Source organism: Rhizobium sp. BK591, from assembly GCF_014195045.1.
Taxonomy (GTDB): domain Bacteria; phylum Pseudomonadota; class Alphaproteobacteria; order Rhizobiales; family Rhizobiaceae; genus Rhizobium; species Rhizobium anhuiense.
In genome coordinates this window covers 807,687-827,246 of record NZ_JACIAZ010000003.1, presented here as the reverse complement: position 1 = coordinate 827,246, position 19,560 = coordinate 807,687, and the positions used below count along the sequence as shown (strand labels likewise).

Annotated in this window: 24 protein-coding genes; 11 read left to right on the top strand and 13 right to left on the bottom strand. The window is 61.7% G+C overall.

All coding sequences use genetic code 11. From position 1 onward, the window contains the following. Positions 1-127 precede the first annotated feature (127 nt). A complete protein-coding gene (locus FHX10_RS17415) occupies positions 128-946 on the top strand; it encodes a DUF1206 domain-containing protein (protein WP_184389912.1) in 819 nt (272 codons plus the stop codon). Between the two features lie 89 nt (positions 947-1,035). On the opposite strand, the gene FHX10_RS17410 is transcribed toward FHX10_RS17415, so the two are convergent. Both FHX10_RS17410 and FHX10_RS17405 read right to left on the bottom strand, forming a co-directional pair. Further along, entirely contained in the window at positions 1,036-2,295 is a 1,260-nt protein-coding gene (locus FHX10_RS17410) for a HAMP domain-containing sensor histidine kinase (RefSeq protein ID WP_246781239.1), read from the bottom strand. Between the two features lie 107 nt (positions 2,296-2,402). Continuing rightward, complete coding sequence (locus tag FHX10_RS17405) at positions 2,403-3,062, bottom strand: response regulator transcription factor (protein ID WP_097623125.1); 660 nt, start codon at positions 3,060-3,062, stop codon at positions 2,403-2,405. Between the two features lie 187 nt (positions 3,063-3,249). On the opposite strand from FHX10_RS17405, the gene FHX10_RS17400 reads away from it, so the two are divergent. The 6 genes from FHX10_RS17400 to FHX10_RS17375 all read left to right on the top strand — a co-directional run bounded on the left by FHX10_RS17400 (position 3,250) and on the right by FHX10_RS17375 (position 8,201). Further along, on the top strand, positions 3,250-3,570 hold the full coding sequence (locus FHX10_RS17400; protein ID WP_063475526.1) for a hypothetical protein: 321 nt from the start codon (positions 3,250-3,252) through the stop codon (positions 3,568-3,570). Positions 3,571-3,604: 34 nt separating this feature from the next. After that, positions 3,605-4,075: a DUF2271 domain-containing protein gene (locus FHX10_RS17395; protein WP_047615764.1), complete on the top strand. Its 471-nt coding sequence runs from the start codon at positions 3,605-3,607 to the stop codon at positions 4,073-4,075. Positions 4,076-4,092: 17 nt separating this feature from the next. Next, positions 4,093-6,291 carry a PepSY domain-containing protein gene (locus FHX10_RS17390; protein WP_063475525.1) on the top strand — a complete coding sequence of 733 codons (2,199 nt, stop codon included), beginning with the start codon at positions 4,093-4,095 and terminating at the stop codon, positions 6,289-6,291. A gap of 1 nt (position 6,292) precedes the next feature. Continuing rightward, complete coding sequence (locus FHX10_RS17385; protein ID WP_063475524.1) at positions 6,293-7,213, top strand: FAD:protein FMN transferase; 921 nt, start codon at positions 6,293-6,295, stop codon at positions 7,211-7,213. Between the two features lie 158 nt (positions 7,214-7,371). Further along, entirely contained in the window at positions 7,372-7,752 is a 381-nt protein-coding gene (locus tag FHX10_RS17380; RefSeq protein ID WP_047615014.1) for a membrane protein, read from the top strand. A 59-nt stretch (positions 7,753-7,811) separates the two neighbouring features. Further along, positions 7,812-8,201, top strand: a complete 390-nt coding sequence (locus FHX10_RS17375; RefSeq protein WP_174824519.1) for a DUF302 domain-containing protein — start codon at positions 7,812-7,814, stop codon at positions 8,199-8,201. Positions 8,202-8,311: 110 nt separating this feature from the next. Here the strand turns inward: FHX10_RS17375 and FHX10_RS17370 are convergent, their stop codons facing one another. Further along, positions 8,312-9,007, bottom strand: a complete 696-nt coding sequence (locus FHX10_RS17370) for a VIT family protein (protein ID WP_097544402.1) — start codon at positions 9,005-9,007, stop codon at positions 8,312-8,314. A gap of 167 nt (positions 9,008-9,174) precedes the next feature. On the opposite strand from FHX10_RS17370, the gene FHX10_RS17365 reads away from it, so the two are divergent. After that, positions 9,175-10,059, top strand: a complete 885-nt coding sequence (locus tag FHX10_RS17365) for a universal stress protein (RefSeq protein WP_184390013.1) — start codon at positions 9,175-9,177, stop codon at positions 10,057-10,059. Here the strand turns inward: FHX10_RS17365 and FHX10_RS17360 are convergent. Next, complete coding sequence (locus FHX10_RS17360; RefSeq protein WP_184389907.1) at positions 10,046-10,330, bottom strand: hypothetical protein; 285 nt, start codon at positions 10,328-10,330, stop codon at positions 10,046-10,048. The two genes, FHX10_RS17365 and FHX10_RS17360, sit on opposite strands and share 14 nt — an antisense overlap. On the opposite strand from FHX10_RS17360, the gene FHX10_RS17355 reads away from it, so the two are divergent. After that, positions 10,319-10,669 carry a TraR/DksA family transcriptional regulator gene (locus FHX10_RS17355; RefSeq protein ID WP_097544400.1) on the top strand — a complete coding sequence of 117 codons (351 nt, stop codon included), beginning with the start codon at positions 10,319-10,321 and terminating at the stop codon, positions 10,667-10,669. The two genes, FHX10_RS17360 and FHX10_RS17355, sit on opposite strands and share 12 nt — an antisense overlap. Positions 10,670-10,793: 124 nt before the next feature. Here FHX10_RS17355 and ntrC read toward each other — a convergent pair whose 3' ends face one another. The 3 genes from ntrC to dusB are packed head-to-tail and all read right to left on the bottom strand — an operon-like array spanning position 10,794 to position 14,412. Beyond that, positions 10,794-12,245, bottom strand: coding sequence for a nitrogen regulation protein NR(I) (gene ntrC, locus FHX10_RS17350; RefSeq protein WP_184389906.1), 1,452 nt, complete (start codon positions 12,243-12,245; stop codon positions 10,794-10,796). After that, on the bottom strand, positions 12,242-13,399 hold the full coding sequence (locus FHX10_RS17345; RefSeq protein ID WP_184389903.1) for a two-component system sensor histidine kinase NtrB: 1,158 nt from the start codon (positions 13,397-13,399) through the stop codon (positions 12,242-12,244). Before FHX10_RS17345 ends, ntrC begins: the two co-directional genes overlap by 4 nt. Then, entirely contained in the window at positions 13,396-14,412 is a 1,017-nt protein-coding gene (gene dusB, locus FHX10_RS17340) for a tRNA dihydrouridine synthase DusB (RefSeq protein WP_184389901.1), read from the bottom strand. The genes FHX10_RS17345 and dusB overlap by 4 nt, the downstream gene beginning before the upstream one ends. Before the next feature lie 144 nt (positions 14,413-14,556). On the opposite strand from dusB, the gene FHX10_RS17335 reads away from it, so the two are divergent. Further along, complete coding sequence (locus tag FHX10_RS17335; RefSeq protein WP_047614998.1) at positions 14,557-15,774, top strand: bifunctional 2-C-methyl-D-erythritol 4-phosphate cytidylyltransferase/2-C-methyl-D-erythritol 2,4-cyclodiphosphate synthase; 1,218 nt, start codon at positions 14,557-14,559, stop codon at positions 15,772-15,774. After that, positions 15,774-16,274, top strand: a complete 501-nt coding sequence (locus FHX10_RS17330; protein ID WP_097544398.1) for a CinA family protein — start codon at positions 15,774-15,776, stop codon at positions 16,272-16,274. The genes FHX10_RS17335 and FHX10_RS17330 overlap by 1 nt, the downstream gene beginning before the upstream one ends. Before the next feature lie 16 nt (positions 16,275-16,290). Here FHX10_RS17330 and FHX10_RS17325 read toward each other — a convergent pair whose 3' ends face one another. The 6 genes from FHX10_RS17325 to FHX10_RS17300 form a co-directional block, all read right to left on the bottom strand. Then, positions 16,291-16,743, bottom strand: coding sequence for a type II toxin-antitoxin system RatA family toxin (locus tag FHX10_RS17325; protein ID WP_047614994.1), 453 nt, complete (start codon positions 16,741-16,743; stop codon positions 16,291-16,293). A 9-nt stretch (positions 16,744-16,752) separates the two neighbouring features. Continuing rightward, positions 16,753-17,349 (bottom strand): AAA family ATPase, encoded by a 597-nt coding sequence (locus tag FHX10_RS17320; protein WP_184389898.1) that lies wholly within the window; start codon positions 17,347-17,349, stop codon positions 16,753-16,755. Continuing rightward, complete coding sequence (locus FHX10_RS17315) at positions 17,346-17,912, bottom strand: AAA family ATPase (protein WP_063475517.1); 567 nt, start codon at positions 17,910-17,912, stop codon at positions 17,346-17,348. The genes FHX10_RS17320 and FHX10_RS17315 overlap by 4 nt, the downstream gene beginning before the upstream one ends. Before the next feature lie 68 nt (positions 17,913-17,980). Next, positions 17,981-18,952, bottom strand: a complete 972-nt coding sequence (gene lipA, locus FHX10_RS17310) for a lipoyl synthase (RefSeq protein ID WP_063475516.1) — start codon at positions 18,950-18,952, stop codon at positions 17,981-17,983. Positions 18,953-18,998: 46 nt separating this feature from the next. Continuing rightward, on the bottom strand, positions 18,999-19,247 hold the full coding sequence (locus tag FHX10_RS17305; RefSeq protein ID WP_047614990.1) for a GlsB/YeaQ/YmgE family stress response membrane protein: 249 nt from the start codon (positions 19,245-19,247) through the stop codon (positions 18,999-19,001). Between the two features lie 19 nt (positions 19,248-19,266). After that, positions 19,267-19,521 (bottom strand): GlsB/YeaQ/YmgE family stress response membrane protein, encoded by a 255-nt coding sequence (locus FHX10_RS17300; RefSeq protein ID WP_003539329.1) that lies wholly within the window; start codon positions 19,519-19,521, stop codon positions 19,267-19,269. Between the last annotated feature and the right edge of the window lie 39 nt (positions 19,522-19,560).

Sequence of the window (19,560 nt, the reverse complement as noted above, 5' to 3'; positions counted from 1 at the left end):
CGCGAGCGCCCGATCCATTCCAGTTGATGTGCCGTGGCCTGCAATCCAGCAAACCTTTGCCAGCCCCAGCAAACTTTCGGGAGATTGGCGCGTTAACATCGCGAATTTCGACAGACAGGGACCGCAGATGATCAAAGGATCTCGATTTGATATGCTTGCCAAAGGCGGCTACGCGTCGCGCGGCATCGTCTTTCTGCTTGTAGCGGGGCTTGCCCTCTTCTCCGGCGTGGCAGGCGGCCGGCCCGAGACGAAATCGGCGCTTTCGACGCTCCTTGGGCAGCCGCTCGGCCGCGTCTGGGTCGGAGTGATCGGCCTCGGCCTTCTCGGATTTGTTGCCTGGAGGCTTGCCCAATCGCTGGCGGATACCGACGGCCACGGGAGGGGCGCAAAAGCATGCGCGATTCGGGCCGCCCTCCTCGGCAGTGCCATCACTTACCTCGGGATTGCCGGCTATGCCCTTGGAAATGCTCTTTTCCCGGGGGGCGGCAGCGAGGGGTCGGGTGAGAAGGGCCTGGCGGGATGGATCATGTCGCAGCCGTTCGGTTCCTACCTTGCGATCGCCGTAGGCGTAGGTTTTGTCATCGGCGGCGTCGTGACAGCTTTGAAGGGCATCACCAGGAAGTTCGAGCGCTACCTTCGGGTCCCTGACAACAAAGGTATCGTGACGTTCGTATGCATTTACGGCCTGGTCGCCCGCGGCGTAGTCTTCGCGGTTACAGGAATACTTTTCGCCTATGCAGGTTTCCGGGTGGATCCCAGACAGGCCGGCAGTATGGGCGATGCTCTGGAATGGCTCCACCAGCTTCCGCTCGGGTCATTTCTGTACATCGCCGTCGCCGTTGGCTTGGCGGCTTTCGGAATCTACAATCTTGTAGAGGCACGGTACCGCATCGTCCGGAGTCCATCGATAGCCGAGGCGAAGCGTTCGATCTCGGTGGCGGGTTAACGTCGCTTTGCCAGCGGCAAGGTGCAGATATACCGAGGTTGAGCCGGCAGATACTGCGTCCGCAATGGCGAGGGCGGGACATACCGGCGTCAGGGGTGAGCCACAGGCAGGTTTATTTCAACCTGAACACCTTCGCTCCGCGCGACTCGCGGAGACACCATCTTCACATCGGCTCCGATGCGATCGGCGATGGCCGTGACAATGGCAAGCCCTACACCGCTTCCCCCGATTTTGACATTCCCCCGCTCAAAGCGCTGCATCAGTCTGTTTATAGCATCGGGGGACAGCGTCGGGCCGTCATTGGCAACGATCAGCAGGCCGCCCCGCTGAAGTGAAACCTCGACCTTTCCATCTTGCGCTCCGTGTTTCAGCGCGTTCTCAACCAGATTGCGGCAGAGAATGCCGACTGCGTCCGGATCCAGCATCGAAAGCACCGGCACCATCGGCACTGTCAACGAGACTCGTCCCTCTCCGGCCCGGGCAAAATCCTGAAGGACCATCTGCAGGACGGTTCTGAGATCGGAAGGCTCGTCACTTTGCAGACGTCCACCCTCGGCACGAGCAAGCTGCATCAGTTTTTCCGATATGCGCATCAACCGCTTCAGCGTAGTCTCGATCTCCGTCGCCCGCTGGCTCGTCAGCTTTTCCTTGGTTTCAGAGCGAATGCGTTGCGCCTGCGCGATTGCGCCGGCCACCGGCGTACGAAGCTCGTGCGCGGCATTCGCAGCAAATGCGCGCTCGGCGCGGAACGCTGCTGTCAGGCGGTCGAGAAGCTGGTTGACACCTGCCGAAATCGGAAGAAGCTCGGTTGGCAGGCCACTGTCGGTGACGGGCGACAAATCCTGCGCGCCGCGATTGGCCAGTTCCTGCCTGAGTGCGCGCACCGGGCGCAAGGAGCGGCGCACCGCGAAATAGATTGCGAGCAGGCTGAGAGGGATCACGACGATCAGCGGCAGGACGAGACCCAGCAGCATCTTGCGTGACAATTCCGTGCGATGGTCGAGCGGTTCGGCAACGGCAATTGTCAGGTTGCCGTCGAAGCTCGCATCGTAATAGAGCTGGTGCGTTTCGGTTCGAAGAAAGCCTCGCTTCGTGAACGGCGGGAAGCTTGAGGCATCAGCACCCTTCGAACCGAGCAGCACCTGCCCGTTTTGATCACGCACGATGAAGCTTACGTCTTCGCCGTAGCGTGCCTCTCGGCCGAGGCGTGCATCACCGTCGTCGTCCTCAACATTGTCGTCGTGGTCAGTCGCATCGCGGTTTTGATGGCCTTCGCGCAGGTCGTGCAGGGCAATCGGCAAAATGCGCTGCGCTGTGGCCTTCAGCCCATCGTCGAACACCTCTTCCATCTGCCCGCCTAGGCGGTGCGCCGTCACGGCTGCCGCCGCAAGCCACAGCAGCGTCACCGAAAGGCCGAGGGCGAGCGCCAGGCGCGTCTGCAGCGAAGCGCCGATTCTCATGGCCGCCCCAGACGATAGCCGAGCCCGCGCTCGGTCTCGATCACATGCGTGCCGAGCTTCTTGCGCAACCGGCTGACGTGGACCTCGATGGCGTTGCTGTCGATTTCCCTATCGAAGGAATAGAGCCGCTCTTCGAGTTGCGCCTTCGAAAGAAGCTGGGCGGGACGTTGCAGGAAGGCCTCAAACAAGACCCATTCTCGCGCCGTCAGAACCACAGCCTTGCCATTCACCGTGATGCTTCTGGCGGCGAGGTCGATGGCAAGCGGGCCGAGCGTGATGTTGGGATTGGGATTGCCGGCATAACGGCGCGCCACCGACCCGATCCGCGCCGAAAGCTCCGCGAGATCGAAGGGCTTCACCATGTAATCGTCGGCGCCGGCGTTCAATCCGGCAATACGGTCGGAGACCTGATCGAGCGCGGTCAGGATCATGACAGGTGTGACGTCACCCCGCCCGCGCAACGCCTTCAGGAAGGGAATGCCAAGCCCATCGGGCAGCATCAGATCGAGCAGCACCAGATCGTAGGCAGCGGCAACGATCGCATCGTTTGCCTGGTCGAGCCGGTTAACCCAATCGACGGAATGTCCGTCGGCGGCGATCTGGTCGCGAATAGCCGCGCCCAGCGCCGTATCGTCCTCGATTAGCAGAACCCGCATCGCTTTTTCCGTTTCTCTCATCTCCTAGTCCACCGGCCAGCTTACGGGAAGCTGAAGCAATGTCGCGCCGCTTGTCAGGTACCGGTCAGTTTAGGACGCGATTGATCCGCTCGAAACGAGAGGAAGATCGTCCCGCTCGATGAACGCTGCCCCTCTCCCAAGCAAGATGCCCAACCGGAGATCACATATGATGTACCGCAAAATTCTTCTGGCCGCATACGCCAGCATCGGCTTCTTCGCCGCCTTTGGCAGTCAAGCCATGCCCTTCCCCCCACTGACGACGAGCGCCGGCACGGTATTGGCCGGTTACCAAGAAAGCGACGACGATGATCACCAGAAGGAACTGCAGCGCCGGCATGACGACGACGGCCGTTATGCCGCCGATGACTGCGAAGACGAGGATGTCGAGGCCTGCGGTCGGGGCAGCGCGGCGCAGCAACTGAACGCCACTCCGCCAAACAACGGCCTATTCACACCTGGTTCCAGGCCGCAAGCCCAGACGAACTGAAGCGCCAGTCCTGCCAAGGAGAATATCGATGAGAATGAAATCCTTTCTTGCCATGCTTGCAGTCACCACGGCCCTTACCGTTCCCGGCCTTGCCATGGCGCGTGAAGTGACCCTCACCACCAGCATGCGCAACTATGGCGGGGATGGCGCCTATCTCGCATATTACGTGACCGATGCGCAGAACAAATATGTCGGCAGCCTCTGGATGGCAGGGGGCAAGACCAGGTATTACGAGCATCTCAGCGGCTGGTACCGCGCCACCGGCGGCGATACCACCCAGATCAACGGTATCACCGGCGCCAGCGTTGGTGCAGGCCGCTCACTCAAGGTCACGGTCGATCTTGCCGATACACTGTTCGATGCCGGCTATCAGCTTCATATCGATTCCGCCGTGGAAGACATGCGCGACAGCCCGAACGAGATCGTGGTGCCGCTGACATCGGCAGGCTCAGGCCAAAAGGTGAAGGGTACGCGCTACATCGCCGCCTTCACCTATGCGCGTTGAGCAGGAGGCCGCCGGTTATGAACCGCTCGCTCCACCGCTGGTTCGGGCTGATCGCCGCGGCGCTTCTCACCGTCCTCGCGCTGAGCGGCGCCCTACTCTCTATCTTCCCTGCCGCAGAGGCGCTCACCATGCCTGCCGCGCAACGCGTCAGCGTCGCGGAACTCGCCGCGCGAGTCCGGGCGGCAGAGCCTACGGTGGAACAGATCAGACGGGCGCCGTCCGGGCAGATCACCGCCTATTACTACGAAGGCGACCAACCCGCCTCCGCCGTCATCGACTCTGCCACCGGCATGCCGGTCGGTAGTGGCGAAACCTCGGCGCTGGAGCGCTGGTTGATCAATCTCCATCGATCGCTTTTCCTTGACGATACCGGAAGGCTCATAGCGGCTGGCGGTGCGGCCACAATGCTTGCCCTTGCAATTTCCGGACTGTTCCTGACGGCAAGGCGCGCCGGCGGCTGGCGCTTCGTTCTGAAATCCGTTCGCGGCACAGGTGATGGACGATTACATGCCGTGGTCTCGCGCCTTGCCCTGCCTGGCCTCTTCCTCTCCGCGCTCACTGCGCTCTGGATGACGGCTGCTGTTTTCGGGGTATTGCCGGAAGGCGCCGGTGCACCGGCCTTCCCTGCCGACGTCAGCGGCAATACCGGCGTGGCGCTCACCTCTGTCCCTCTGTTTCGAGAGACGCCGGTCGATGATCTGCTCTCGTTGAATTTCCCCGCTACGGGCGACGCGACCGATGTTTTCACACTCAAGACTGCAAGGGGAGAAGCTTATATCGACCAAGGCAGCGGTGCGCTGCTGGCCTGGTCGGACGCCGGTTGGGTCGACACGGTCACGCGCCTCATCACGATGCTGCACACGGGGCACGGGCTGGCTTGGCTCGGGCTCATCCTCGGGTTCTCCGCGCTTGCGGTACCCGTCCTCGGCTGGACAGGCCTATGGGTCTGGCTCAGGGGACGCCGCGACCCGAAGCTCGCCTCGGCTGCCGCTAGCGAGGCCGATACAATCCTGCTTGTCGGCAGCGAGAGCGGCACGACCTGGGGTTTCGCCAATACGCTGCAGACCGCTCTTTCCGCACAGGGCGTTCGCGTCTACGTCGGCCCGATGTCCAAATTCGAGCCGGGCCGCTGGTTGAAGGCGCGGCGTGTGATTCTCTTAGCCGCGACCTATGGCGATGGTACAGCACCCGCCTCCGCCAAAGGCTTCATCGAGCGCTTCGGGGGAGCGCATGCAAGCGCCGGCATGCCGCTCGCGGTACTCGGTTTCGGCGATCACAGCTTCCCGGCCTTCTGCGGGTTCGCCGCCGAGGTTGCGAGAATTGCCAAGGACAAGGGCTGGGCCTCCCTTATACCTTTCGACACGGTAGATCGCCAATCGCCACAGGATTTCGCCCGCTGGGGACGGCGCCTGGCCGAGACGCTTGGTCTCGATTTCGAACTGAACCACCAACCGACTGTTCCGAAGACCTGGAGATTGCCGCTCATATCCCGCCGCGACTATGGCGCAAGCATACAGGCCACCACCGCCATCCTCCGCTTTGCCCTGCCGAAGACTTCGCTCTGGCAGCGTCTGGCGGGCAAGGCATTCCCGCGGTTCGAGGCGGGAGATCTGGTCGGCATCGTGCCGCAGGGCTCGGATCTGCCGCGCTTCTACTCGCTTGCTTCCGGTCTCAAGGATGGCTTTCTCGAAATCTGCGCCCGCGAGCAAGTGGGAGGGCTTTGCTCGAGCCAACTCATCGCATTGAAACCCGGTGATACCATTGCGGCCTTCGTGAGGCCAAACCCCTCGTTCCGCCCGGCCCGGGGAGGCAAACCCGTCATTCTCATCGGCGCCGGCGCCGGAATCGGTCCTCTTGCCGGCTTCGTCCGCCGAAACCGGGCGGGCCGCGCCATGCACCTCTATTTCGGAACTCGCCATCCAACCAGCGACGCGTTTTACGCCGAGGAGCTTTCCCACTGGAAAAAGGATGGCCGGCTGACCTCGGTATCGACCGCCTTTTCGCGAACTGCGAGCCCGGCCTACGTGCAGGATATTCTGCGCAAGGACGCCGAGCGCATCGGCAAACTGATCGCCGCAGGCGGTCAGGTTCTCATCTGCGGCAGTCGGGATATGGCGGCGGCCGTCGCCGCCGTGCTCGCCGACATATTGGCGGCGCAGGGCTTCAACCTCACACGCCTGAAAGCCGACGGCCGCTATGCCGAGGACGTCTACTAAGATGAAGCGCTACACGATCAACGGTCCGACCATGGGTGCGCGCTGGTCCGCCGTCTTTCACATGCCATCGGATTTCGATGTCTCTTCCGCCCGCAGGGCGATGATCGACGCCGTGACGGAAGTCGACAAACAAATGTCCAACTGGAGGCCTGAAAGCGACCTGAACCGCTTGAACGCCGCCCGGCCCGGTGGATGGGTTGCCCTCCCCGACGGGCTGCTCACCGTGCTGGGAGCTGGTCTTGCCATCGGCCACATTTCAGGCGGTGCCTTCGATATCGGCATGGGTGATGCCACCGCCGCATGGGGTTTCGGTCCGGCGGAGGCAAGCGAGGACCGGATCAGGACCGCCCGCCTTGCGAAGCGCAGCCCGGCTCATGATGTTCTGGAGCTGGACAGGGCCGCCGGCCGCGCCCGCAAGCACTCCGAGATGTGCTTCGATCTCAATGGCATCGCCAAGGGCTATGGCGTCGATCAGCTGTCGAAGGCTGCGCGTCAGCACGGTATCGAAGCCGGCCTCTTCGCCATCGACGGCGAAGTGCGAGCGCTCGGCACTCAGCCCAACGGTCGCGGCTGGAGCGTCGCCGTCGAGATGCCAAACCCGGAAGTGCGCGCCGCGCATTCCATGCTCGAGCTACAGGATTGCGCCGTGGCAACGTCCGGCGACTATCGACACTGGATCGACGTCGCCGGCTATCGTCTGTCGCACACTATGGACCCGCAGCTCGGCATGCCGCTTAGAGATCCGCCTGCCTCAGCGACCGTGCTCGCCTGCGATTGCATGAGCGCCGACGCCTGGGCGACGGCAATGATGGTTCTCGGCGAAGCGTGCGGTCTTGCCCTCGCCGAAAAGTTTGGTCTCTCCGTTCTCTTCCTCAAGCATGACCAGCCGACAGGAATCGGATGCGGCCTGTTTGCGCGGTGATCACCTTCCGAACGGCCAGATCAAAGGTCATCTGCCATGCAGCCTTAGACCAACCATCCAAGTGGTTTGATCCAGCGCAATGTGTGAAGCCGGGATGCATCCTACTCTCAATCGCCTCTCCAGTTCGTGGAGGATAATGCTCAAAGAGGAGACGAAGTATGTCCATGGTCAGACTGCCAACGATCACTCTGCTGGCCTTGCTCGGTGTGGTCGGCGCTTTCGGCACCGCATCCGCCCAGACGAAAAGTCCAGACCCGGCCTCGTCGGAGGATAAGCCCGGGGCCGACGAAACGGAAATGATGCCAGGCATGATGGGCCGCAACATGACACCGGGCATGTACGAAAGAATGCGCATGATGGGACCAATGCGCGGTCATATGATGAAGATCATGTTCGCCATCACAGATAGCGACGGGGACGGCGGGGTTTCTTTCGAAGAGTTGACCGCCATCCACAAGCGCGTCTTCGACGCGGTCGACGCGAACAATGACGGTAAGGTTACGCCTGAGGAAATGCAGGCCTTTATGCAGGACATGTGATCGGAGACTCGGCATTTGCCGGCCGTTGCAGGGAAGCGACCGCCGAAAGGAGACTTCTCATGACCTATACGCTCGATAGAACCCTCTGGGCGATCAGTTTCGACGATGCGGTCGGCAGAACGAGATCCGCTCTCATCAAGCACGGTTTCGGGGTTCTGACGGAGATCGATGTCAAGGCGACCATGAAGAAAAGGATCGATGCCGACATCGACGATTACCTCATCCTCGGAGCCTGCAATCCTCGCATGGCGTTCGAGGCGCTGAAACTGGAACCGAAGGTGGGGGCGATGCTGCCGTGCAATGTCATCCTGCGCGCCGTCGACGGCGGCAATGTCATGGTCAGCGCCATCGATCCGGTCGCGTCGATGCAGGCAATCGACAACGAAATGCTGACCACTTTGGCAGGCAAGGTCCGCTCGATGCTTGCGGATGTTGTGACGGACGTTTGAAACCCACCCAACGGAGAGCCGGCTACAGAATCCGTTTTGCATGTGGATCGGAGAATACGGTGACGGCCGCGGCAGAGAAATCGACCAATCCTCGCATCTGACCCGTCCGGTCAGACTGCGGTGCCAACCAGCGCTCCGATTCCGGCCGTCAGCGCCATCGCGAAGGCGCCCCAGAAGGTGACGCGAGTCGTGGCTCTCAGGACATTTGCGCCACCCGCTTGCGCACCGATCGCGCCCAGCAGCGCGAGGAAAGCCAAAGACGCGCCTGCAACGCCATAGACCAGCATCGAGGCGGGTGAAAGGACAACCATCATCAGGGGTAATGCAGCTCCCACCGCGAAGGTGACGGCCGACGTCAAGGCGGCCTCAATGGGCCGGGCTGCCATGTGATCAACGATACCGAGTTCGTCACGCGAATGCGCGTCGAGAACGTTATTGGCCGTCAGTTGGACCGCGACCTGCCTGGCCAGATCGTGGCTGAGGCCGCGTTTGACGTAGATTTGCGTCAACTCATCGAGTTCAGCATCGGGCTGCGTCTCCAACTCCGTCCGTTCCCGCGCGAGATCGGCTTCCTCGGTATCGGCCTGCGAGCTCACCGACACGTATTCACCGGCTGCCATGGACATCGCGCCCGCAACCAGACCAGCCGCGCCCGCGACAAGTATCTGCGAGGTTCCGGCGGATGCGGTGGCGACGCCCATGATCAAGCTCGCCGTCGAGACGATCCCATCGTTTGCGCCGAGGACGGCGGCCCGGAGCCAGCCGATGCGGGAGACGAGGTGATTTTCCGAATGCAATCTGCTCATGACGGTCTCCAGGATGCGACATTAACGAAGGGCAGCAACATCGAACATGAGCAACGCCGCACGCGCGATCACACAGCCAATTTCATATCGGTCCTCGGCCAACAAGGATTTGACAACGATCAACTTGGCCGGTGCAATTGCGTTACATCAATGCCGAATGGCGACGAATGGAGATAGATGATTGCAATCGTGGCGGTTCGCGAGAGATGGAGCAGGACATGACGGCACAATATTTTCTCCCGCTATCAACATATCCCGATTCAAGTTCGGGACTGATCATTTCAAACGCTGTAGCGTTTGCCGGGCACTACGGTGCCAGTCTTCATGCCTGCGCGCTGAGGGTCGGGATTCCGCACATTCCAAACGCCTGGTCATCGCTACTGCTCGATACTCCAAAGATGATCGAGCATGCCGAGACTCTAAGCCGTGAGCGCGCCGAAACGCTTATTGCAGCAGCGACCAACCTCGCAGCGAACGCCAAGGTCGAACTATCTTGCCGAACGGTCAAAACCACCGTGCCGCTGCTGCACGAGACCTCAGCCACCGAAGCACGTTTTTTCGATCTGGCCATTCTCGAATGTGTCGCGGATGTTCCGGACACTCGTATTGTCGCCGAAGCGGTCATATTCGGCTCCGGCCGGCCGGCCGTCATCATCCCCAACAAGACCCTGGCGGGTCCGATCGACCATCTGGTCATCGCCTGGGACGGAAGCCGAACCGCCGCTCGGGCCGTCAGCGATGCAAACCCATTCATTCGCAAGGCCAAGCGGGTTACGGTCCTATCGCTGACGGGCGAAAAGCCGCTGCCGGAGACAAGCGGAGCGCACCTTGCTGAGATCCTGGTATCGAGCGGCGTCAATGCAAGCGCAACGGCCGCTCGCGTTACTTCGTCGTCGATCGGTCAGAGCATTCAGCAAACGGCACTGGAACTGAGCGCCGATATGCTGGTCATGGGAGGATTTGGACACTCGAGGTTGCGAGATTTCGTCCTGGGCGGGGCAACCGATGGCGTCCTGGAACAGCCTTTGCTGCCAGTGCTCATGTCGCATTGACGGAAACTGTCCGGATGAATCCATGACCTGCTTCTGCCGTTTCCGATTCAACGCCGTCGGCGAAAAGCCAAACTAAGACAGCACCTGCAAGCTGGCCTTCGCCCGAGGAAATCTCGACACTGGCCAACCGAAAGCCAGCTTGATGCGGATCAATGCGACGCACGCCCAACACGCCTAGGTTTGCGGCTCCCGTCAAGGGCGAGACTTCCCAGTAAAACAAGGTGTCGGTCGCGAATATGAGGCCGGCCGGAGAACGTCCATGCAGAAGCATTCCTCCTCGCAAACGAGGCAGCATCTCGAAAAGCACAAGGCGATCCTTGACCAACGCCGGCGCGAGCTACAAACCCGCCTGCAAGCGATCGAACATGATTTCGTGCAGCCTCGGAATCCTGATGACGATGATCGCGCCACAGAGCGCAATAACGATGAAGTCCTGGAAGAGCTCGGCGAGGCTGGACAGAAGGAACTCCTGGCCGTACAGGCGGCACTGGACCGGATACAAGCCGGAACCTTTGGCACTTGTGTAAAGTGCGGCAGGCCGATCAGCGAGAGGAGGCTTGACGCCGTTCCTCACACACCTTTCTGTCAGTCTTGCGCGCAGTCGATCTGAAGCCTGAGTTGCAGGGTCACCATGCTGGTGAAGCGATGTCCGACATCAGGCCAACTCAGTCGGAGCGTGCGCCGATGAGCCATTCATAAACGTCCTCGCGACCGGGAGCCTGGCCAGAGTTCGCTCAGGCGGTGCGGGAGCTCCTATAGACCGACACGCCAAGTTCCCTGATCTTCTTGCGCAAGGTATTTCGATTGAGACCAAGGAGATCGGCCGCCTTTATCTGGTTGCCGCGCGTCGCCGTCAGGGCGGCGAGAATCAGCGGATATTCCAGTTCGGTCAGCACGCGGTCGTAGAGGCCGGGCGGCGGCAGGTTTTCGCCGAAGCTGGCGAAGTAGGTACGCATATTCTCCTCGACGGCTTGCGCAATCGTCATCGAGCCGCTGCGGATCGGCCCCTTGTCGATCGGACTGTCGGGCACGTCGGAGCGCAGCTCGGCGTCGATGATCTCGCGGGTGATGACATCCTGCGGATAGAGCGCCATCAGACGGCGGATGAGGTTTTCCAGCTCGCGGACGTTGCCAGGCCAGGCATAGGCCTTCATCAGTTCCAGGGCTTCCTGATCGAAGCGCTTGGAGCCGAGGCCTTCCTTTTCGGCCTGCTGGATGAAATGGCGCACGAGATCGGGAATATCCTCGGCGCGGTCGCGCAGCGGCGGCAGGCGCAGCGGCACGACATTGAGCCGGTAATAGAGATCTTCGCGGAACAGGCCCTGGTTGATCGCCTGCTTCAGATCCTTGTTGGTGGCGGCGACGATGCGCACATCGGTGCGGATCGGCGTGCGGCCGCCGACGGTGGTGTATTCGCCCTGCTGCAGGACGCGTAAGAGCCGCGTCTGGGCGTCCATCGGCATGTCGCCGATTTCGTCGAGGAAGAGCGTGCCGCCTTCGGCCTGCTCGAAGCGGCCGGTCGAGCGGGTCTGCGCGCCGGTAAAGGCGCCCTTCTCGTGGCCGAAGAGTTCCGATTCGATCAGGTCGCGCGGGATCGCCGCCATGTTGATGGCGACGAAGGGACCGTTGCGGCGCCTGCCATAGTCATGCAGCGCGCGGGCGACGAGCTCCTTGCCGGTGCCGGATTCGCCGGTGATCATCAGCGTCAGGTCCGTCTGCATCAGGCGGGCGAGCACGCGGTAGATTTCCTGCATCGCCGCCGACCGGCCGACCAGCGGCATGCCGTCCTGCATGTCCTCTTCGAGCTTGGCGGGCTTGCGCTTCGGCTCGGCGAGCGCACGGCCGATAATGCCGATCAACTCGGTCAGGTCGAAGGGCTTCGGCAGATAGTCGTAGGCGCCCTTCTCGGAGGCCTTGATGGCAGTCATGAAGGTGTTTTGCGCGCTCATGACGAGAACCGGCAGGTCGGGACGCGCCTTCTTGATACGCGGCAGCAGGTCGAAGGCGTTCTCGTCGGGCATCACCACGTCGGTGACAACAAGATCGCCCTCGCCGGCGGAAATCCAGCGCCAGAGGGTAGCGGCGTTGGAGGTGATGCGGACGTCATAGCCGGCGCGGCTCAAAGCCTGGTTGAGCACGGTCCGGATGGCCGCATCATCATCTGCAACAAGGATCGTGGCTGTCATCGAGAAGGTCCTGTCGAGCTTGCGGTAGTGGCGTCTTCGAGCGAGGCGTCCTTCGACGCCGGCATGAGAACGCGGAATGTCGTGCGGCTGTTCTGGCTGTCGCATTCGATAATGCCGCCATGATCGCCGATGATCTTGGCGACCAGCGCCAGGCCGAGGCCGCTGCCGTTCGGCTTGGTGGTAATGAACGGGTCGAAGAGATGCGGCAACAGATCGGAGGGAACGCCGGGACCATTGTCGTGGACGCAGAATTCCAGCGGCAGCGAGATCTTTTCGCGGGTGCCGGCGACCGACAGACGGATGCCGGGGCGATAGGCCGTCGTCAGCATGATCTCGCCGTCCGGCCGATCGCCGACCGCTTCGGCGGCGTTCTTCACCAGATTGAGGAAGACCTGCACGAGCTGGTCGCGATTGGCATAAACGGCCGGCAGCGACGGGTCATAGCTCTCGGTGACGCGGATGTTGCGGGCAAAACCCGCCTTGGCGACCGCCTTCACATGATCGAGCACGGAATGGATATTGACCGGCATTCGGTCGACGGGACGTTCGTCGGAAAAGACTTCCATGCGATCGACCAGCGAGACGATGCGATCGGTCTCGTCGCAGATCAGCCGGGTCAGCGCCCGGTCGTCGTCGATCGCAGACTGCTCGAGCAGCTGGGCAGCGCCGCGTATGCCGGAAAGCGGGTTCTTGATCTCGTGCGCCAGCATCGAGGCGAGGCCGGTCACCGAGCGGGCAGCAGCGCGATGCGTCAGTTGCCGGTCGATCTTATCGGCCATCGAGCGTTCCTGAAAGACGATGACGACGGCGCCGGGTTCGCTGAGCACCGGGGCGACGTAGAGATCGACGAGCTTGTCCTGGCCAAGGCGCGGCGAACTCAGGTCGACGCGATATTCGTTGACCGGCGCCTTGCGCTCGCGCACCTGATCGATCAAGGCCAGCAACGGGCTGCCGAAGGGAATGAAGGTCGAAATCCGGTACCGCGCCAGATGCGAGGCGCTGGCGCCGAAGAAGGCCTCCGCTTCCCAATTGGCGAAAACGACGAAGCCGGATTCGTCGACCATGATAACGGGGTTCTGGATGGCGTTCAGCACGGCCATGGCGACGGTGGTTCCGCCGGCCTGATCGGACGGAGATGTCAAATCCTTCGTCATGCCGCCTCCCGGCTGTCGACAACACCTGCCGCCAATGCATCGTAAAGCCGTGCAGCCACCTCGCTGGGATTGCGCGAGGTCATGATCGCAGTCTTTTCGCAGCCGGCGAGATCCGGGGCGAAACGCTGGAGATACCAGCCCAGGTGTTTGCGGGCATGGCGGATCGCCACCGCTTCGCCGTAAAAATCCAGCATCATCCGATAGTGCTCGACGGCGATATCGGCGATTTCAAGCGACAGCGGCTCGGCCGCACCTGATATGACGCCGGCATGCCACGGTCTGCCCTGGCAGCCCCTGCCGATCATGACGGCATCGGCGCCGGAGCGGCGCAATATTTCCTGCGCGTCGCCTGCGGTTTCGACATCGCCATTGGCGATCAGCGGTATGGAGATCACCTCGCGGACAGCGCGGATCGCGTCCCAATCGGCACGGCCTTCGTAGAATTGCATGCGGGTGCGCCCGTGAATGGTCACAAGCTGGATACCGGCCGCCTCGGCGCGGCGCGCGATGTCGGGCGCATTGATCGAATTCTCATCCCAGCCGAGGCGCACCTTCAGCGTCACCGGAATGTCGACGGCCTTGACCGTCGCCTCGATGAGGCCGAGCGCGTGATCGGGATCGCGCATCAGCGCCGAACCGGAATAGCCGCCGATCACTTTCTTGGCCGGGCAGCCCATATTGATGTCGATGATATCGGCACCATGATCGGCGGCGATCTTGGCGGCTTCCGCCATCCAGTGCGCCTCGCGTCCGGCAAGCTGCACCATATGCGGCCGGAAGCCCGCAGCCCGCAGCCGCGACCATGATTCGGCCGTGTCATTGACCAATTCGCGGCTCGCCACCATTTCGGTGACGACGAGGCCGGCGCCGAAGCGCCAGGCAAGCTCGCGGAAGGGCATATCCGTGACGCCGGACATCGGCGCCAGCACAACGCGGTTCCGCACGGACACAGGTCCGATTCGGAAAGGCGCTGCGAGGTCCTTGGAAATCAAATGATTATCTTTCGGGCACACAATAGAACTGCATTATTTTTAGCCACTATTCCCTAGCTTGCCAAGGGGGCTGGGATGGGAATTGATATTTTTCGGGCAGATGCTGGAAAACGCCAAAGCAAGACGTTAGAGCACTCGGGTCAATTCCGCATAATTAGGGGATTTATGCTGCAAATGCCTTCTAAGCAACCGATATCGGCTGGAATTGTCATCGTCGCCGCCGGCCGCGGCGAGCGCGCAGGATCCTCCAAGGAAGGCCCCAAGCAATATCGCATGATCGGCGGCAAGCCGGTTATCGTCCATACGCTTGAAAACTTCATGACATGGGAAGCGGCAAAGCAGATCGTCGTCGTCATTCATCCCGATGACGAGGCGCTGTTTGCAAGAGCTTTCCGCCACATCATCTCGGCAACGCCGATCGAAACGGTGCATGGCGGCGCGACCCGGCAGCAATCCGTGCTGGCCGGCCTCAGATACCTCAAGGACAAGCAGATCAGCCACGTGCTGATCCATGATGCCGTGCGGCCGTTCTTCGACCATGAGCTTCTGGATCGTATCGCCGACAGCCTTGGCAACGGCGCGCAGGCGGTGCTGCCGGCGATCCCGGTCACCGATACGCTGAAACGCGCCGACAGCACCGGCACCGTGCTGGCGACGGTTTCGCGCGAGCACCTCTATGCGGCGCAGACGCCGCAATCCTTCGCCTTCGAAACGATCCTCGATGCGCATGAGAAGGCGGCCGCCAGCGGACGAAGTGATTTCACCGACGATGCTTCGATCGCCGAATGGCTGGGCATTCCGGTGACGATCGTCGAGGGCACGGCCGATAACGTCAAGCTGACGGTCAAGGACGATATCGCCATGGCCGACGGCAAGCTGTCGGCTTCGCTGCTTCCGGACGTGCGCACCGGCAACGGCTACGACGTGCACCAACTCGAAGCCGGCGATGGTGTCACACTCTGCGGCGTGTTCATTCCGCATGACCAGAAGCTCAAAGGCCACTCCGATGCCGACGTCGCGCTGCATGCGCTGACGGATGCGCTGCTTGCCACCTGCGGCGCCGGCGATATCGGCGATCATTTCCCGCCGTCCGATCCGCAATGGAAGGGCGCGCCCTCAAAGATCTTCATCGAACACGCTGCCCGGATTGTGCGCGAGCGCGGGGGCACGATCATGAATGCCGATGTCTCGCTGATCGCCGAAGCGCCGCGGGTCGGCCCGCATCGCGACGCCATGCGGGCGAAACTGTCGGATTATCTCGGCATCGATATCGAGCGCTGCTCGGTCAAGGCGACGACCAACGAGACGATCGGCTTCGTCGGCCGGCGCGAAGGCATTGCGGCGATTGCGACGGCAACCGTCGTCTATCGCGGGAGAAAGTGATGAGCCTGTTTCCTCCGGATATCATTTCGGCAGCGCAGACGATCATCCGTGAGTTCACGGCCGCCGGGCTGATGCTCTCGACCGCCGAATCCTGCACCGGCGGGTTGATCGCCGGGGCGCTGACTGAGATATCGGGCTCCTCCGCCGTCGTCGATCGCGGCTTCGTCACCTATACGAATAGCGCCAAAGTGGACATGCTCGGCGTGCAGGCGGAAACGCTGCTGCGCTTCGGGGCGGTCTCCGAGGAAACGGCGCGGCAGATGGTGCATGGCGCCCTCTTCCGCTCGCGCGCCGAGATCGCCGTTGCCGTCACCGGCATTGCCGGCCCCGGCGGCGGATCGGCGGAAAAACCGGTCGGCCTCGTGCACCTCGCCGCCAAATCGCGCACCAGCGCGTTCATCCACCGAAAGATGCTCTATGGCGATATCGGCCGCAGCGAGGTTCGGCTGGCAACGGTCAGGACGGCGCTGGAGATGGTGCATTCGCTCTTCGCCGGCTGAAAGGGTAATCGTCCCGTCAGGCCGCAGCGTAGATCCTGTTTGCCCTGGTCTCGAAGGCTTCGGTGAACATGCGGAAGGCGCGGTCGAACATCGAACCCATCAACGCGCCGAGAATGCGGCTCTTGAACTCGTAATCGATGAAGAAATCGACGGTGCAACCGCCAGTCGGCATCTCCGAGAAGTGCCAGCGATTGTCGAGATATTTGAACGGGCCATCAATATATTTGACCTCGATGACCTGCTCGGCCCGGTTCAGAAGCACCTGTGTGGTGAAGGTCTCGCGGATCGCCTTGTAGCCGACCGTCATATCGGCGACGAGCAGGATCTTGCCGTCGCGCTCCTTGCGGCTTCGAATGGTCAGCGCTTCGCAGAGCGGCAGGAATTCCGGATAGCGCTCGACATCGGCGACGAGATCGAACATCTGTTCGGGCGTGTGCGGGACGGGACGGTGCGTTTCGAATTGCGGCATAGGCGGCAATTAAGCGGGCGCGTGGAGAAGATCAAGAAGCTCGCGCACCTCACGGCGGGATTTTAGCTGGAGAACGGGCACATCAGGACCGTGCTCGGCGATGCCGGAGATAATGCGAGGCACGAACTTGTCTTCGAAGGTCCAGATGAAGCGGACAAACTCCCAATCGATCTTCTCAATGCAACCCGCCGCCATTTCCGGCCGGGTGCGGCCGATCCATCTCACCCACCGACTGACCACGCCCCAGATGCAGAGAAGCCGCGGCATGCGCACCCAGATGACGAAATCGGTGCGCGGTAGCCGAATGTCTAAGGAGGATGGGTTCGTGCCGTCCATTATCCAACGTTCTTCGAGTATCCGGCTGGCGATGATATTTCTCTGCTCGCCCCTGTCGCGCGTCACCCAGCCGGGAAGCCAAAAGACGTCGCGGTCGAGCGAAATATAGGAAAGCCGGAAGCGTGTGGCGATCTTCAACGACAGAGTGGATTTACCGCCGCCCGAGCAGCCCATGACGAGGATGCGGCGTGCTGTACCGATATGCTGCGCAGCCAGTCTGAGATCGGCGATCTGCTGTCGCGGTGTCAGCTCTGCCCTCAGGTCCATCATGCAACTCCCTTGAGCCCATGCGCGAGAACGGCGAAGCGGCGAGCTGCCTTTCGCGATCTTATGATGACAGTGGAATTGAGAAGCCGATAATCCCGAAGTGCTGCTTCGATCAAGGGGGCGGCATCCCGCTCGAAATTCCAGATATAGGCAAGCAAGCCCAGCGAGAGGTGTTCGGGACAGCCGGCAGGCAGCTCGGGACGGTTGCGCCCGAAATAGCGCAAGCCTCTCGATATTGCTCCGTACAGGCAGGCAGATCTGGGCAACCGAAGCCAAATGACGGTTTCGGCACGCGGAAGGCGCAAATGGAAGGAACTGAGCCCGGTTCCATCCATGATCCAGCGTTCTTTCGCCACCGCCTTGGCGATCAGGCTGTCGATCTCGTCGCGCTGCCTCTTTCGCCACCCCGGTAGCCAGTAGAAGTCGCGATCCATCGATATGTAATCAAGGCCGAGCGCTTGCGACAGCCGCTTTGCCAGCGTGCTCTTGCCGCTGCCGGGACAGCCGATCACCAGGATACGGTCGGCTTCGACCAGCGTCGATTTCAATCCGGATGTGCCGTTCATCGTCGATTGCTCAAAGAAAAACCGCGGCAAAAATCGCCGCGGTTCATTCAAAAAGCAAGTACCGGATCTTACTCGGCGGCCATCAGCAGCTTCTTCTCCCGTGCCGCCCGCAATCGCGCGAAGTCGTCGCCGGCATGGTGCGAGGAGCGGGTCAGGGGGCTCGAGGCGACCATCAGGAAACCCTTGCTGTAGGCGACGGTCTCGTAGGACTTGAACTCGTCGGGCGTGACGAAGCTCATGACCTTGTGGTGCTTGCGGGTCGGCTGCAGGTACTGGCCGATCGTCAGGAAATCGACGTCGGCGGTGCGCAGATCGTCCATCAGCTGGAGGACTTCGTTTCGTTCTTCGCCGAGGCCGACCATGATGCCTGATTTGGTGAACATGGTGGGATCGAGTTCCTTCACCCGCTGCAGCAGGCGAATGGAATGGAAGTAGCGGGCGCCGGGGCGAACCGTCAGATAATTGCCGGGCACGGTCTCCATATTGTGGTTGAAGACGTCGGGCTTGGCGGCGACGACCCGTTCCAGCGCTCCAGGCTTCTTCAGGAAGTCCGGCGTCAGGATCTCGATCGTCGTCATCGGCGAGGCCGCCCGGATTGCCCAGATCACCTTTTCGAAGTGCTCGGCGCCGCCGTCTGCCAGGTCGTCACGGTCGACCGAGGTGATGACGACGTGGCTGAGGCCCATCTCCTTGACTGCCTTGGCGACATTCTCAGGCTCGGCCATGTCGAGGGCATTCGGCTTGCCGGTGGCGACATTGCAGAAGGCGCAGGCGCGGGTACAAATCTCGCCCATGATCATGAAGGTCGCGTGCTTCTTGTCCCAGCACTCGCCGATATTCGGGCAACCGGCCTCTTCGCAGACGGTGACGAGCTTGTGCTCCTTCACGATCGCACGCGTCTCGGCATAACCCTTGGAGGTCGGCGCCTTGACGCGAATCCAGTCCGGCTTGCGCATGACTTCCGTGTCCGGGCGATGCGCCTTCTCCGGATGGCGCACACGCTTGGCGTCGGGATTGATCGTGTCGAGGATGGTCACCATTGCAGTTTCAGCTTTCTACCGCCTCTATGCGGCACATCATTCGGATCTAGCGCCGCACCAGTCGCACAAGGAATATCAACAGGCAGGCGCCGAGGAAACCCGTCACGAAGTAACCGAGCCGTCCGCCGACCACCTGGACATGGAACTGCGCGAGGACGGCGCTGGCGACGACCGAGCCGACGATGCCGAGCACGATGTTCAGGAAAATCCCGTATCGCGCTTCCATCAGCTTGCCGGCGAGCCAGCCCGCAAGTCCGCCGATGATGATTGCCGAAATCCAGCCGACGCCTTCCATTCCTGCCCTCTTTTGCCCCTTAAGCGACCGCTCTTGCGATCAGAACCACGATAATGGCGCCGACCGTGGCGTGGATGATCTGCACAACCAGCGCGTTCTCGATGCCCAGCGAAATGCCGAGCGCGCTGAACAGATAACCGCCGACGAAGGCGCCGATGATGCCGCTCAGCAGGCATCTTATCAACCCGCCGCCGCCGACGACCAGACTTGCGAGGAAGCCTGCAACCAGGCCGATCAGCAGAAATACCAGCAACGCCTGCGTCTCCATAGACATGATGATTTCCTTTCGTTTTTCCACCCCGTGATACAGGGC